This is a genomic window from Sunxiuqinia rutila (genome assembly GCF_050589705.1).
Taxonomy (GTDB): Bacteria; Bacteroidota; Bacteroidia; order Bacteroidales; family Prolixibacteraceae; genus Sunxiuqinia; species Sunxiuqinia rutila.
Genome location: NZ_JBNGOT010000003.1, coordinates 263,606 through 278,918, shown reverse-complemented (window position 1 = coordinate 278,918; position 15,313 = coordinate 263,606). Strand labels below are relative to the sequence as shown.

General features: G+C 45.7%; 9 protein-coding genes. 6 read left to right on the top strand and 3 right to left on the bottom strand.

Features of this window, described 5'->3' with window-relative positions; translation table 11 throughout:
- Nucleotides 1-114: 114 nt before the first annotated feature.
- Complete coding sequence (locus ACRD6K_RS04845) at nucleotides 115-2,748, top strand: glycoside hydrolase family 3 protein (RefSeq protein WP_430972287.1); 2,634 nt, start codon at nucleotides 115-117, stop codon at nucleotides 2,746-2,748.
- A 28-nt stretch (nucleotides 2,749-2,776) separates the two neighbouring features.
- Here ACRD6K_RS04845 and ACRD6K_RS04840 read toward each other — a convergent pair whose 3' ends face one another.
- Nucleotides 2,777-3,427: a trimeric intracellular cation channel family protein gene (locus ACRD6K_RS04840; protein ID WP_299582150.1), complete on the bottom strand. Its 651-nt coding sequence runs from the start codon at nucleotides 3,425-3,427 to the stop codon at nucleotides 2,777-2,779.
- A 402-nt stretch (nucleotides 3,428-3,829) separates the two neighbouring features.
- On the opposite strand from ACRD6K_RS04840, the gene ACRD6K_RS04835 reads away from it, so the two are divergent.
- The 3 genes from ACRD6K_RS04835 to ACRD6K_RS04825 all read left to right on the top strand — a co-directional run bounded on the left by ACRD6K_RS04835 (nucleotide 3,830) and on the right by ACRD6K_RS04825 (nucleotide 10,072).
- Entirely contained in the window at nucleotides 3,830-6,037 is a 2,208-nt protein-coding gene (locus tag ACRD6K_RS04835) for a glycoside hydrolase family 20 protein (protein ID WP_430972286.1), read from the top strand.
- Between the two features lie 121 nt (nucleotides 6,038-6,158).
- A complete protein-coding gene (locus ACRD6K_RS04830; RefSeq protein WP_430972285.1) occupies nucleotides 6,159-7,604 on the top strand; it encodes a sulfatase family protein in 1,446 nt (481 codons plus the stop codon).
- Nucleotides 7,605-7,786: 182 nt separating this feature from the next.
- Nucleotides 7,787-10,072 (top strand): ATP-dependent helicase, encoded by a 2,286-nt coding sequence (locus ACRD6K_RS04825; protein WP_430972284.1) that lies wholly within the window; start codon nucleotides 7,787-7,789, stop codon nucleotides 10,070-10,072.
- On the opposite strand, the gene ACRD6K_RS04820 is transcribed toward ACRD6K_RS04825, so the two are convergent.
- Nucleotides 10,069-12,753, bottom strand: a complete 2,685-nt coding sequence (locus ACRD6K_RS04820) for a DEAD/DEAH box helicase (protein ID WP_430972283.1) — start codon at nucleotides 12,751-12,753, stop codon at nucleotides 10,069-10,071. The genes ACRD6K_RS04825 and ACRD6K_RS04820 overlap by 4 nt on opposite strands.
- A 107-nt stretch (nucleotides 12,754-12,860) precedes the next feature.
- A complete protein-coding gene (locus tag ACRD6K_RS04815) occupies nucleotides 12,861-13,187 on the bottom strand; it encodes a winged helix-turn-helix transcriptional regulator (RefSeq protein ID WP_430972282.1) in 327 nt (108 codons plus the stop codon).
- A gap of 139 nt (nucleotides 13,188-13,326) precedes the next feature.
- Between ACRD6K_RS04815 and ACRD6K_RS04810 the strand changes: the two genes are divergently transcribed.
- Both ACRD6K_RS04810 and mazG read left to right on the top strand, forming a co-directional pair.
- Complete coding sequence (locus ACRD6K_RS04810; RefSeq protein WP_430972281.1) at nucleotides 13,327-14,325, top strand: YhdH/YhfP family quinone oxidoreductase; 999 nt, start codon at nucleotides 13,327-13,329, stop codon at nucleotides 14,323-14,325.
- 202 nt (nucleotides 14,326-14,527) lie between these two features.
- Complete coding sequence (gene mazG / locus ACRD6K_RS04805; RefSeq protein WP_430972280.1) at nucleotides 14,528-15,304, top strand: nucleoside triphosphate pyrophosphohydrolase; 777 nt, start codon at nucleotides 14,528-14,530, stop codon at nucleotides 15,302-15,304.
- Nucleotides 15,305-15,313: the final 9 nt, after the last annotated feature.

Sequence of the window (15,313 nt, the reverse complement as noted above, 5' to 3'; positions counted from 1 at the left end):
TTAATTGATTTAACGGAAGTCTCTTGTCATTCGCAAAAGACTTCCGTTTGTATTTAGCTTGTACGAAAAATCTCGTATATTTACAGACCAGAACAGAATAGTTAAAACCAGCTAATGATGAAACGAACGACATTGCTATTTGTCTTTATTTTTGGCCTGTTAATTCAGGCATCTGCTCAATATGAATTTCCTTTTCAAAATCCTGATTTACCGATTGATGAACGGGTAGAAGACGTCGTATCTCGCTTGAGCGTCGAAGAAAAAATAAGTCAGTTGCTTTACGAAGCACCTGCCGTTGAGCGTTTGGGGATTCCCAAGTATAATTGGTGGAACGAGTGTTTGCATGGAGTTGCCCGCGCCGGTTATGCAACCGTATTTCCACAGTCTATTTCGATTGCCGCTTCATGGGACAAGCCTTTGATGAATCGTGTTGCATCGGTTATCTCAGATGAAGCCCGGGCAAAACATCATGAATTTGTTCGTCAAGGGGAACGCGGAATCTACCAGGGATTGACGTTTTGGTCACCCAACATCAACATCTTTCGGGATCCCCGATGGGGACGTGGGCATGAGACTTATGGTGAAGATCCATACCTGACCGGACAAATGGGAAAGGAATTTGTATTGGGTCTGCAGGGTGGCGACTCCGATTACCTGAAAGTAGTAGCCACGGCCAAACACTATGCCGTACACTCCGGGCCTGAACCAATACGTCATGAATTTAATGCCGAAGTTAGTGAGCGCGATTTGCGTGAGACTTATTTGCCTGCCTTTCGCACTTTAGTTGTTGATGGAGGTGTTTATTCGGTGATGGGAGCTTACAACCGGTTTCGCGGAGAACCTGCTTGTGCCAGCCCTCAATTGTTCGATATTTTGCGGAAAGAATGGGGCTTTGAAGGCTATGTTGTTTCCGATTGTTGGGCAATTTCCGACTTCTTTCAATTTCACAAGATTGTTCCCGACGCTGCTTCGGCTGCAGCCATGGCCGTTACCGAAGGCTGTGACTTGAACTGTGGCGTAAGCTATAAAGCGCTGGATGAAGCTTTGGAAAAAGGACTTGTAACGGAAGAAGCAATTAATATTGCCGTAAAGCGCTTGTTTAAAACACGGATCAAGCTGGGCATGTTTGATCCCGTTGAGCGGGTAGAGTATGCGCAAATTCCTTTTGAGGTGAATGATAATCCAGCTCACGACTTGTTGGCTCGTGAAGCGGCCCGGTCAAGTATCGTGTTATTGAAGAATGAAAATTTACTTCCCCTTTCGAAAGAACTGAATACAATTGCAGTTATTGGGCCTAATGCAGACGATGTGCAATCGCTTTGGGGAAATTACAATGGGGTTCCTTCTCATCCGGTTACCGTTTTGCAGGGAATTCGGAATAAGCTTGAGCCGCAAACAAAAGTGCTGTACGCTCAAGGTTCCGATTTGGCTGAAGGAGTTCCAGCGATGGAGTCAATTCCTTCTATTTATTTGCAAACCAAAAATGGAGAACAGGGCTTGCTTGGCGAATATTTTGCCAACAGTGAGTTTGAAGGACAGCCTTTATATACGCAGGTCGATGATCGTGTCGATTTTGCCTGGGACATCGGAACTCCCGATCCTCGCTTGGAAAGCGGACAATTCAGTATTCGTTGGTCAGGCTATGTAACTGCTCCTAAAGATGGGCGTTATTATTTCAGTGATTGGGGCAAGCCATACATGAAAATTACGGTGAACGGCACTGAAGTGACTGGTGGAAATCATGAACATCATGCTGCTCTTAATCCTGTTTCGTTGAACTTGAAAGCCGGTGAGCAGTACGAAATTGTTGCAGAATATCGGAATTACTATGGTGATGCAACAGCCCGCTTGATGTGGACAACTCCCAAAGGAGACATGGTGAAAGAGGCAGTAGCAATAGCTGAAAAGTCGGATGTGGTAGTTTTAGCGCTTGGCTTGAATGAACGCTTGGAAGGTGAAGAAATGAAAGTGAAAACTGATGGCTTTGAAGGAGGTGACCGGACGCATCTGAACTTGCCCACAACGCAGGTTGAATTGATGAAAGCTGTGATGGCTACAGGTAAGCCGGTTGTTTTGGTATTGATCAATGGAAGCGCTTTGTCGGTCAACTGGGCTGCTCAAAATATCCCCGCCATTCTAACGGCAGGTTACCCCGGACAGCAAGGGGGAAATGCAGTTGCCGATGTTTTATTTGGCGATTACAATCCGGCCGGACGTTTGCCAGTGACTTATTACCAATCGGTAGAGCAACTCCCTCCATTCGAAAACTACGACATGGAAGGGCGTACTTACCGCTATTTTAAAGGACAGACTCTTTTTCCTTTCGGTTATGGTTTAAGTTATTCGTCGTTTCGTTATGCCAATTTGCAAGTTCCGGCAAAAGTAGGCATGAATGAGCCGATTGAAATTTCTGTTGAGGTGACCAACACCGGCGAATGGGATGGCGATGAAGTGGTTCAATTGTACCTGACTGACGAGAAAGCTTCTACGCCACGGCCGATTCGTCAACTGGAAGGTTTTGAGCGTATTCATCTAAAAAAGGGAGAAACAAAAATGGTGAGCTTTACCGTGGAGCCACGACAATTGTCGCTGATCAACAAAAAAGATCAACGTGTAGTAGAACCAGGATGGTTTTCGGTTTCAGTAGGTGGAAAACAGCCCGGATTTAGCGGGCAAGCTGATGCCGGAACAACAGAGACCGTTTCGGGACGTTTTCAACTTAAAGGAAAGACTACCGTAATTCAATAATTTGTTTGCTGGTTGTTCGCCAACAGGCCTAGTCTTCCAACATTTGTCGGTCTTCTTTACGATAAAGAGAAGGGAGCGAAATGTTGTAGTGGACAACCAGCAGACGAATAACAATGATGAAAAGTACCGGAACAATTTGCAGCACAGGGTTAATCACTTCAAAGTGATTTAGCAGCAGGTAAAAGATGGATCCCAGGATGCAAACGGTGGCGTAAACTTCTTTCTTGAAAATAACAGGAACTTCGTTGGTTAGAATATCGCGTAAAATACCACCAAACACACCGGTAATGGTTCCCAGAATAATACAGTTGACAGCTGCCAGTTCATACTCAATTCCAATCTGAACACCAGTAATGGTATAAAGAGCAAGTCCAATGGCATCGAAAAATACGAGTGGACGATGAATGTGCAGCAGGCGAGAGCGAAAAACAACGGCAAAGATGGTTCCAACCATAATGATGTGGATGTAGCCGGTTTGCTCAATCCAGAAGGCTGAACGACCAGTGAGCAGCATATCCCGAATGGTTCCGCCTCCCACAGCCGTCACAAAGGCGATAATCAGCACCCCAAATGCATCAAAGCGTTTTGACATGGCGGTGAGTGTTCCGGAGATGGCCAAAACAAATGACCCCAAAATACTAATGATATTCATCGCGTCTTCCATTGTGCTTAACTGCATGTGCTTTCTGTTTAGATTGTTATTACCTGTTAAAAAAAGGTTAGGAATACCTCACCCTACTTTATTTCCCTCTGTTTTTTGAGGCGGCAATATTACACATTTTTAAGTTGAAAAGAAGAGACATTAGTCGCCACTTTTCTGGCTTCATAATGAATGCTTAATACGCAGCGCCTTGAAGGGGAAAATACGAGAACATTTCATCAGTGAATCCGGAAGATAACCGTTGCAGGATCCCTTTTCTATCGCTTTTACTCCAGTGTGAAAAAAAGCTGAAACCCTTTATCCGCTCCTGTTTATCGTTCAGGCTCCTGATATTTTTTCTAACTTCGTTGTACGAAACTCAAGCATGGGGAGTTCTCCAATTACACGGATGATTCATTAACTCACTATAAACGAATTCGAATGAAAAAACTACTCTTAATCCTACTAGCCGTAGCTACCTTGGGGGCTTGTACCTCCAAAAACGAACTGGCCATCATCAAAAATGGCCGCTCCAACTATGAAATCCAGATTAATGATCAGGCCTGCCAGCAAGCAGCAGAGCAACTTCAACATTACCTGGAAAAAGCATCAAGCGTCAAGCTTCCCATTGTAATGGAAAGCGATGCAGCTCCTTCCTCCCCTGCAATTGTTATTTATACGAACACGGGCTTACCTCAGGCACATTCCATTTCCATTCAAACCGAGGGAAAAAACCTGCTCATCTCGGGAGGCGATGCACAAAGTACAGGCTACGCTGTTTACGAGTTTCTCGAGCAATATGTAGGCTGCCGATGGTTTTCGCCGAGCGTTGAGCAGGTACCGAGCAGTTCAACCATCAGCTTGGCTCTTCCGGTCAACCTGGTGTACACGCCCGAGATTACAACCAGAACGGTCCATTCCCGCTTGTTCTACGAAGACCATGCCTTCGCTGATCATCAAAAAGTGACTACCGAAGCCTTTCCGGGCTATGTTCCTGAAGGCCGGGTGCACACTTTTCACCGCTTTGTTCCCGAGCTCAGCTTCTACGACAAGCATCCTGAATACTATGCGCTGCGGGGCAAGAAGCGACTCCCAACCCAATTGTGCTTAACCAATCAGGAGGTACTGAAAATTGTTATCGACTCCGTACAAGTATGGTTTGACCGATACCCGAATGCCCAAGTGATTTCGGTAAGCCAAAACGACAACACACAGCATTGTCAATGCGAGAACTGTCAAAAGATTGATGAGGAAGAAGGTTCGCCCAGTGGCAGCATGATTCGTTTTGTGAATGCCGTTGCTCAGGCATTTCCGGATAAAACCATTTCAACCTTGGCTTACCAATACACCCGCAAGCCATGCAAAACCAAGCCCCTTGACAATGTGCTGGTCACCCTTTGCTCCATTGAATGCGACCGGAGTGCACCAATCGAAGAAAAATGCAGCGATTTCGCTGAAGACCTCATCGGATGGAAACAACTGACCGACCACATTCGCATTTGGGATTATACCACTCAGTTTACCAACTTTCTGGCTCCTTTCCCAAATATGAATACCCTGCAACCTAACATCCAATTTTTCAGGGATAACCACGCCACCTGGATTTTTGAACAACACAGCCACAATCCAAGTGAACTGTTTGAGTTGCGCTCCTATGTAACAGCTAAACTTTTGTGGAATCCTGATCTGGATGTCGAGGCCATCATCAACGAATTTATGCAGGGATATTACGAAGAAGCCGGCCCTGCCATCAAGAAATACATTGACTTGGTTCATGCATCCTTAGAAAGCGATCCGGATTTCTTCCTATACCTGTACGGCGACCCAGCCCAGGCTTTTAACTCCTTCCTTTCGCCTGAACTGCTCAAACAGTACAATGCCTTTTTTGATGAGGCAGAAGCAGCTGTTGCCGACAAGCCTGCTGTTTTGCAACGGGTACGAACCGCACGGATCAGTACGGACTATGCCCAACTGGAAATGGCCCGCAATGGGATGTCGCCGGATTACCAATTGCTGGCTGACGGAACCATCTCCCCCGATGTGCAGACACGCCTCAATCGTTTTGCATCCAGCTGTGAGCAGGCCAAGATCAGCCTGATGAATGAAATGGGCTACACCGTCGATGAATACCTGAGTGCTTTTGAGCAAACACTGGAACGGGCCGCTCAACCAAACCTGGCACGAGGAGCAAAAGTGAAGCTACTCACCCAACCAAAGAAATACGCCGACGAAAATCCCCAAGTACTTACCGACGGCGCTTTGGGTGGCAGTAACTTTTTTGCCAACTGGCTGGGCTTTGAAGGGAATGATATGGAAGTAGTGATTGATTTAGGAGAGGCCAAGAGCTTTAGCAATATTTCTGTTGGCTTCCTGCAGGTAACCAACCACATTGTGTTCTTCCCAAAATCGGTGACTTTCTCTGCTTCAAACGACAACAACAACTTCCGGAAACTTCAAACTGTTTCCACCCAGAAACCAATCAGCAAGGACAGTAAACGGAACGACCTGGAGTACTTTAAAGCCAGCTTCCCGGAAACTCAGGCCCGCTACCTTAAGCTTGCCGCCAAAAACGTAAGTAAAGCTCCGGTATGGCACAACGCTGCCGGCCTGCCGGTATGGATCTTTGCCGACGAAGTGATCGTTAACTAAGCAAACTTTTAGTCAGGCACGCGCTGTTTGGATATTTACGAACTAAAAAGGAAATACTGCTGGCGGTCATTACAGGCCGCCAGCTAAAAAAAAAATAAATCAGATTTATACGCAGTACATCATGAAAATCACGCAGTTTAAATTTTTAGGAATCTTCCTGCTCGCTTTTGGAGGGGCTTGTAATAATTCGGAGATTGAACAAAATACCAAGCCCAATGTGGTTTTGTTTTATCTTGACGACAGCGGGTATGGAGATTTTGCCCATAATGGTAACCCGACTATAAAGACACCAAATATTTCGAAGCTGAAGGAGAGTGGCGTCAACTTCACGCAGTTTTATGTGGGCACAGCAGCCTGTTCCGCATCGCGTTATTCTTTGATGACCGGACGTTATCCGGGGCGCTCGGGATTAGGGTCTTGGGTAATTAGCCCGGGATCAGCTAGGCATATTCATGAAAAGGAAATTACGCTGGCCGAGGGACTGAAGTCGGTTGGGTATAAAACCGGCATGTTCGGCAAGTGGCATTTGGGATCGCCGAATGAGGGCAATGGGTTTTCGCAGGAAACCTTGCCGCTGGCGCATGGTTTCGATGAATGGATTGGAACCAATGTGTCGCACGACTACAGTAATTCCATGCTTCTGAAGAGTGATCCACAGGGGAACAACCCGATTCCCGGATATGACCTAATTGCTAAAAATCTGCCATCGGATGTAAAAGCTTCGGAGTCCTTGACCGGGGTGTGTACCAAAGCCGCCATCGATTTTATTAAACGCAATAAGGAAAACCCGTTTTTTGCCTATATTCCCTATAACATGCCACACCTGGGGCTTTTTGTCAGTGACAAGTTTAAAGGTATTTCGCGCAATGGAACGCTTGGGGATGTGATGGAAGAACTTGATGCAGCCATTGGCGCGGTTTGTCAAACTTTAGAAGAGGTTGGTGTGAGCGACAATACCATTGTTATTTTTTCTTCGGACAATGGCCCGTGGATTCTTTTCAGTGATAAGTCCGAATCGAAGTATGGCGATACGCGTTTGCAGGTTGGTTATGCCACTCCTTTTCGCGATGGTAAAGGCTCAACCTGGGAAGGCGGACATCGTGTACCAGGTATTATCAGTTGGCCTGCCAAAATCAAAGGAAACCGCAACGAGCAAACACCAATCAGCACCTTAGACATATTGCCAACAATTTTCGCAATTGCCGGTGTTGACTTGCCGCAGGATCGCACCATTGATGGACGAGACATTCGTTCGATACTGATGCCTGAAAAATATCCCGGTCAGCCCGACGACTTTAATTTTATCTATTCCTATGCCGACAATCAGGCTTCTGCTATCCGGAAAGGCCCGTGGAAATTGCACATTCGCATTGGCTCGCAAACCAAAAATAACTATGGTTTTACGGCATCGCGGGAGACTCCTTTGTTGTTTCAGGTTGAAAAGGACTTGGGCGAAAGAATCGATGTGGCCAGCGAGCATCCCGAAAAAGTGTCAGAACTGTTAACCGAATTAGAGCGCTTTGAAAAGCAGATGAAAGCAGAAGGCTCTTTTTGGGATGAAAAATAGGACCGGAGAGGTGCTTGGTTTTGCGCTAAACTGAACTTGGGACAGCTGTTTTTTGTGGAGTTGGTTGTTGAGGATGTCTTTAGTTCTCAGCAGCCAACTCCACCAATAAATCATTGGCTGGGTTTCACTTTATTTTGTGAGCCAAAATATTGCTCTAAATTTGTGGCTTCAATCATCAATTTATGCGTTATAAGCATCTTCGTTCGCAACTAAAAGGTGCCCGGCAAGATAGTTTTGATGAGCTTGCCAAGGCTTTTGAAGCAGATGTAACGGGTGTGCAGCCAACGTTTATACCTGTTATCAGTGAGCCTGTTTCTGATTACAAGCAGGAGATTGAACGGATTCGTCAAATTGATGCGAAACTGGGATATACTTTTGAACGCCTCAATAAACATCAGCGGCATGCTGTGTTTCATCGGGCCCCAAATGTCCTCCTTTCAGCCATGGTGGGCAGTGGTAAAACCACCGTTCTGATTGCTAAAATCTTTTACCTTCATTTTGTTGAGCAAGTTCCTTTTGAGCAGATTGTGGTATTGACATTTACCAACAAGGCGGCCCGCGAAATAAAAGAGCGAATTGCTGTTTTTTTGGGTGAAGTGGATGCTGGCATGAACGAACAGTTGCGCTACTTTGGCACTTTTCATGCGGTGGCCCGTCAGCTTTTGCAGGAACATCCCCTGTTGCCTGAAGTGGGGTTTAAACCCGGTTTCATGATCATGGATGAACCGGAAAAACAGGCCTTTCTGCAACGCTTGATTGTTCAGGAGAACCTGGAGATTAAATATCAAAACAAGTTGGCAAAACGTTGGCAAAAGTTCCACCAGAATGGTGAAACAACCATGGGCAACATGAAGTATGAGGATGATTTTGCAGAATTGTCACTTCTGGCAGAGCAAGAGAAGCGCCGCACCAACACCATGGACTTCGATGATTTAATCAGCTTGTGCAACACCTTAATGAAGAAACAGCAGAGCCTTCAACCCAAGTGGATTGTGGTGGATGAGTTTCAGGATTGCAATGCAGAACAACTTCAGTTGATTGAGTTGTTAAGAGGCAAGGATGCTCAGTTGTTTGTGGTGGGCGATCAAAACCAAAGCATCTATGGCTGGCGGGGGAGCAGGGAACATCTGTTTCAGGAAGTGCACCCCAAATGGGAGGCTGTTTGGATGGAGCTTCCGCAAAATTACCGGAGTACGGGCACCATTCTTTCGGCTGCAGAAACCTTGCTTCAGCGTAACCAGGGAAGCCTGATTGCCACCCGTCAAAGTGGAACTCCTATCGAAATTATCCGTCACTTTGATGATCAGCAGGAAGCCTTTTACCTGCGGGAGAAGCTGCTTAGCCTGCAAAAGCAGCAGGTTGCCTTGGATACGGTTGCTGTTTTGTTTCGCACCCATCAACAAATCAAAATTGTGGAAACAGTACTGGAGCAAGCTGCTATTCCGTATCAGTTGGTAAAGCGAAGCGAATTGCACGAAAACCCGGCGCAGGCATTTTTACTTCGAATTTTTAAAGTGTCTATCAATCCGAATGATTTTGATGCTTGTTTGGCCTTGATTTGCGACCCCAATTTTGGAACCTGTAAACGAAGCAAAAAGCTCATTCAGACTCTCCGGGAACGGAATACGGGAACCTCTGTTTTGAGAGCAATTCGTGATTATATTTCCACGCTAAAACAGCCGGCAACAGTCCATGTTCGGCTGATAGATCAACTGGAACGTTTCAAAGACGAATTTTTGCCCGAGACCGATGCCTCGGTAGAGCAGCTCATCGACTTTCTGGAGATTCGCTCCATTCTGAAGCCTACTTCAATTCATCATGCGGAATACCTGGCTGCCATAACTGAAGCCTGGGAGCAACTGACGCGCTACCGGAAAGAGCAGGGGTGGGGAGATGCAACTTCAATCTTTCATGTGGCCATCGATCAGGTTGTGTTGGAAGGATCGTTTCAGATTAACGATCGGATTAAGGAAAAGGGCCAGGGCGTGCACTTGCTCACAATTCATGCTTCGAAAGGCCTGGAGTTTGATCGGGTGTACCTGGCAGGGGTGAATACCGGGATCATTCCTTTAGCCCGCCACCAACGCGGGAGTGAAAATCTGAAAGAAGAGAAGCGCCTTTTGTTTGTTGCAATAACCCGCGGAAAAAATCAGGTTGAGATTGGCTGGTATGCGCAACCCACGCTGCGTCATGTCGAACCAAAACCTTCTTATTTTCTGAATGCCATTCCTGAGACGCTGCTAAAGCGAAGCGTTTCGGCTGCTGATGTTGCTAAACCCGTTTCGGAAGAGCACGAGTCCGACCTTTGGAAGAAGGACATGTTGGTGCAACACAAAAAGTACGGCCCAGGCAAAGTGATTGCCGTTGAGGAAAAGGAACTGATTTGTAATTTCGACGCTGTAGGAGAAAAATCCTTTTCCAAAGCGTTTGCCAAGGTATTGCTGGAAAAAATTGCGGGCAGCGCTTAATCCTCTTTTTGACCACCCATCATCCGACGAATCTTCAGCTCTTTTCGCAAGTCTGTTTCACTGGCGGCCTGCAAGCTTAAAGTGTACGAAACGGGAACATCAACCACGGCTGATAATTCTTTTTTCAAGCCTTTTATAACGGTTTCAGTGTTCGCTATTTTCAATATGGCCGGAGGAAGATACAAGGTGATTTTTTCGGCCGATTGTTCCACTCGGCTCACCTCTTTCAGAAACTTAGCCCCGAAGCGGGATTCCTGATTGAAGCGGTCCAGTAGTCCTTCCCAATTGCTTTTAATTGCGTCCCACTTTATTATCGGCAAATTCGTTTTCCGAGGGCCTTTTAGATCCACTCCGGCCAAAGGCGATTGCAGTTCCTTATAGAAATTACGGAGAGCCCAAAGAATCAGTTTTTTATCAATCCGGTGATCGCCCACACAAACCGGGCACCCGGTTTTACAGCTACAGCTTTTTACCAGAATGCCTGCATTTTGAATAATCTGATCAATGTAATCAAATACTTTTTCAGAAAAGCCCAGTCCACCGGGATAGCCGTCATACAATACCACAGCATACTTGGTTCGCTTGGTTTCTGCATCAACAAATGAAAGGACAGAACCTTCCAGATCACTGTCGGTAGCCATTACCCGCATCGAAGCCGCTGCTTTTATGCAATGAACCAGGCCTTCGGTGTAATCAAACCGTGGCACTTTTCCTTCAGGAGTTCCTTGTTCCAGCGCAGGAGCTTTGCCGGTAGCCACAAATGTATGTACAACATTTTCGGGGATTTCAATCCAGCAGGCTTCTGTTTCCATTTTTGTGCGTAAAATCTCCGACAAATCGGTAAACCCCAGATTTTGATGTGTATTGAATTCGACCATTTTAAAACCGGTGATCAATATGGTCACCCGCACATCGCCGAAGTAACGATTGATTCGCTGTTCTTTGTGTTGCTCATGTTCCATTAAAATGGTTATGTTTCCCGGCTTGTGTGGTTCGGTATAATAGTTTGAATTGACTTTTTTGATGAAAGCAGTTTTGCTCTCCAGATCTAAACGGATTGATTTGTACTGAACGCTATCGTGCAGATAAATAGCTCCCGGGTAAAATTCTTTTTTAGCCTGAATCAGATCAACAACCGTTACTGTTTCCTCTTTTTCCATGTCAACCACTTTGATGGTGTCGCCCGTAATGTTGCGCAAACTGATTTCATGTGCAGGCGAAATGTCTCCACTCCATTGATAAGTGTTGTTTTGTTCAGCCAGCTCACCTTCATGCTGCAACAAAGGGATTATTTCACCCAAATCGGGAAATGAAGCTACATCGTCAATGGTTAATGGCAGTTCGGCAGAGGCTGCCCGAATATGAGCCAGCTGGATATAAAGGTTGTCCCGGTCAATGATGGCATTCTCAGAATCGGCTTGTAATAGCCAGTCGGGGTGTTTCCCCACGTATTGATCCAAGGGTTTCTCTTTGAGCAAGACAATGGCATGTGCCTCAGAGCCATTTCTTCCGGCCCGGCCTAACTGTTGCCAGAAGCTGGCACGTGTTCCTGGAAATCCACCCATTACAACGGCATCCAGACTTCCGATGTCAATCCCCAGCTCCAGTGCATTGGTTGAAACAACTCCCAGCAGAGCCCCTTCAACCAGGTCTGTTTCAATTTTGGTTCGTTCTACAGGCGTATATCCTCCTCGATAGGCTGATAGTTTATCGGACATGTTGATGCCATATTCCATTGGATCGGAGGCCAAAATGTCGCGACTCTCTTTGGTCACAATCTCGGTTTCGCGACGCGACTGACAAAAGGTAATGGAACGGACGCCCGACAGCACCAACTGGGGGAGTAGCACTTTGAGTTCTTCGGTAACTGCTTTTTTGCGCTGGGCTTTTTCTAAATATTCCGGTTGAAAGAAATGAATGTGTTTGGTCGGCGAGGGCGATCCATCCTGATCAACCAGTTCAAAGGGGGTGTGGCAAATATTTTCAGCCAATTCCTGTGGATTGGCAATGGTTGCCGAACTGCATAAAAAGCGAGGTCGGTTGCCATGATAATCACAAATTCGCAACAACCGTCGAAATACATTGGAAACATGCGAACCAAATGCGCCACGATAGGCATGAAGCTCATCAATCACAAGCGTGTCGAGATTGGCAAATAGGTGCGGAAACCCATATTTATTGTGGTTGGGCAAAAAGCCTGCATTCATCATATCCGGATTGGTCAGAATGATGTTGGCCTGCTCACGAATCCGGCTGCGCTCATTGGGAGGCGTATCACCATCATAAACGCCTGCTTGTATTTTGTTTTTGCCAAAGAATGCGACAAACTCTTTGATGTTGCGGTACTGGTCTTTCGCCAAGGCCTTAGTTGGGTAAATAAAAATAGCCCGGCGTGCTGGATTTTCCAGAATGCGTTGCACCACGGGCAGGTAAAACGACAAAGACTTTCCGCTGGCCGTGCCGGTGGTAATCACGACACTTTTGCCGGCGTATGCTTTTTCGAACATTTCAGCCTGGTGCGAGTAGAGTTTTTCGTATCCGTTTTGTGTCATCCAATTTTGTAATTCAGGATGCAGGCTTGTCGGTGGTTCAACAAAAATGGCCGGACGGGCTTTTAGCTGGCGGCTTGCGATAATACGCTCATCATGTTTCAATAAAATTCGGGATACGGCATTACTCATTGCTTTGCTTCTTTTAGATACCGGCAAAGATAGGTTTTATCATTCTCCGGGGGCATTCATTTTCATAGTTCCTGAAATGATGAGGCATTCAGTTGGGACTATGGGAATTAGTCTTCGTCTTTAGCAATGCTCTTTTCAAAAAGCAAACCGCCCTTGTACATTCCCTTTAAAACAGGTTGTATTTCCTCACCAAGTGCGGTTAGGCTATATTCTACGCGAGGTGGAACTTCCGGATATACCGTTCGGCTAATCAAACCATCAGCCTCCAGCTCTTTTAGTTGTTTGGTGAGCATGCGCTCACTGATGTCCGGCAAAAGCTTTACCAATTCACTGTATCGCTTCTTCCCCTGAAACAAATGAAGAATAATCGTTCCTTTTCTTTTTCCCTTAATTGTATTGATGAACGTATCTATCGGACAATAACTTTTTTTCATTTATTTTTTCTTTCAATATCCTGTGGCAGAACAAAACGGTATGAAATGTTCGTAAGCGTACTTGGTGTGAGTTCTTGTTGGTCTGTATATTTTCATAGAACTTTGCCGTAAAGTTACTTAAAACGATAAAATAGTAATCATGAATAGACAATCAACATTTAAAGCATTGGTCGTTGAGGAAGTGGATGGGGCTTTTACACGAGAGATAAAATCAAAGTTAGTAAGTGACTTACCTGAGGGCGATTTACTGATTAAGGTTCACTATTCTTCGCTGAATTACAAAGATGCGCTTTCGGCGAGCGGTAATAAAGGTGTTACCCGGAAATATCCGCATACGCCCGGTATTGATGCGGTTGGCACAGTGTTGTCTTCGAAGTCGGCCCGATTTAAATCAGGAGATCAAGTCATTGTAACCAGTTATGATTTGGGAATGAATACCGATGGCGGTTTTAGCGAATTGATCAGCGTTCCTGAAGATTGGGCGGTTAAGTTACCTGAAAACCTGAGCATGAAAGAGGCAATGATTATTGGAACAGCTGGTTTGACAGCCGGGATGTCGGTATTAAGACTCACTGAAACAATCGAGCCAGAGGATGGCGAAATCATTGTTTCGGGGGCTACGGGTGGCGTAGGAGCTTTAAGTATTTCCATTCTGAATAAACTGGGGTATCGAATAGCAGCCATTACCGGCAAAGAAACAGCGCGTGATTTTCTGATGAAGTTGGGAGCTGATACGATTATCCTGCGAAGCGATTTTGAAGCTTTGGCGAATAAGCCGCTATTAAAACCTGTTTATGCCGGAGCCATAGATACGGTGGGTGGAGTTATTTTAGAAAATATACTAAAATCAACAAACCCCATGGGGGTGGTTACTTGCTGTGGCAATGTGGCCTCACCAAAACTTGAGCTAACGGTGTTTCCTTTCATTTTGAGGGGGGTAACTTTGATTGGAATCGATTCTCAAAACTATCCGATGCGCTATCGGGAGCAGGTTTGGAGTAAATTGGCAAACGACTGGAAACCGGATAATTTAGCCGATACGTGTACCGAAATCAGCTTGAATGAGCTCAATGATAAGATTGACTTAATGCTTCGTGGAGAATTGAAAGGACGGACGGTATTGAATATGGTGGACTAAAACCGGTTTTATAGCTCGTCAGGTTCTATTATGTATTACTTATCCGGATTTGAACAAAGCAAGGCTTTTGACCGAGGTCTTCCTTTGTTCTGTTTTTGGGTTGAGCCTGACAGGTTCGAAATTGGTTCAAAAGAACCCCGAAGACCTATTTTCTAAAGAAAGATTGTAATTTTGATCATTCAAAAATAAAAGGTGCAGGCAGATGAATGAAAAACTGGAAGCTTTTGGCAGGTTGTTGAAAATTATGGATGAACTCCGGGAGAAATGTCCTTGGGATCGGGAGCAAACTTTTGAATCGTTACGAAAGCTGACGATTGAAGAAACCTACGAGTTAGGGGATGCTATTTTGCAGGCTGACCTGCAGGAAATCAAGAAAGAGCTGGGAGACGTGCTGCTGCACATTGTGTTCTACGCTAAAATTGGAGAGGAGAAAAAGGCTTTTGACATAGCAGATGTGATCAACAGTTTGAATGAAAAGCTGATTTACAGGCATCCGCACATTTACGGAGAGGTGGATGTAACCAATGCCCGCGAGGTAGAGCAAAACTGGGAAAGCCTGAAGTTGAAAGAAAAGGGGCGCAAAAAGAAAACGGTGTTGGAAGGTGTCCCTGCTTCACTTCCAGCTTTGGTTAAAGCCAACCGGATACAGGAAAAGGCCAGCGGAGTGGGTTTCGACTGGGAGCATCCGGAGCAGGTATGGGACAAGGTGAAAGAGGAGGTGAATGAGTTGCAGGACGAATTGACAGCTGATAACCGCGATGAAATTGAAGCCGAATTTGGCGATTTGTTTTTCGCCATGGTCAATGCAGCCCGACTTTATGGTGTTGATCCGGAAGCTGCCTTGGAGCGAACGAATCTGAAATTTATCAAACGTTTTAACTACCTCGAAAGTCAAACCCTGAAAAAAGGGAAGGACTTGAAAGGTTTATCGCTTGCCGAAATGGACAAATATTGGGACGAAGCCAAGAAACTGGAGTAATCCAGCTTC

Bases quoted from the DNA above. Each gene is read 5' to 3' on its own strand.
- mazG (WP_430972280.1), top strand. From the start codon at position 14,528: ATGAATGAAAAACTGGAAGCTTTTGGCAGGTTGTTGAAAATTATGGAT.
- ACRD6K_RS04815 (WP_430972282.1), bottom strand. From the start codon at position 13,187: ATGAAAAAAAGTTATTGTCCGATAGATACGTTCATCAATACAATTAAG.
- ACRD6K_RS04825 (WP_430972284.1), top strand. From the start codon at position 7,787: ATGCGTTATAAGCATCTTCGTTCGCAACTAAAAGGTGCCCGGCAAGAT.
- ACRD6K_RS04840 (WP_299582150.1), bottom strand. From the start codon at position 3,427: ATGCAGTTAAGCACAATGGAAGACGCGATGAATATCATTAGTATTTTG.
- ACRD6K_RS04820 (WP_430972283.1), bottom strand. From the start codon at position 12,753: ATGAGTAATGCCGTATCCCGAATTTTATTGAAACATGATGAGCGTATT.
- ACRD6K_RS04810 (WP_430972281.1), top strand. From the start codon at position 13,327: ATGAATAGACAATCAACATTTAAAGCATTGGTCGTTGAGGAAGTGGAT.
- ACRD6K_RS04835 (WP_430972286.1), top strand. From the start codon at position 3,830: ATGAAAAAACTACTCTTAATCCTACTAGCCGTAGCTACCTTGGGGGCT.
- ACRD6K_RS04845 (WP_430972287.1), top strand. From the start codon at position 115: ATGATGAAACGAACGACATTGCTATTTGTCTTTATTTTTGGCCTGTTA.
- ACRD6K_RS04830 (WP_430972285.1), top strand. From the start codon at position 6,159: ATGAAAATCACGCAGTTTAAATTTTTAGGAATCTTCCTGCTCGCTTTT.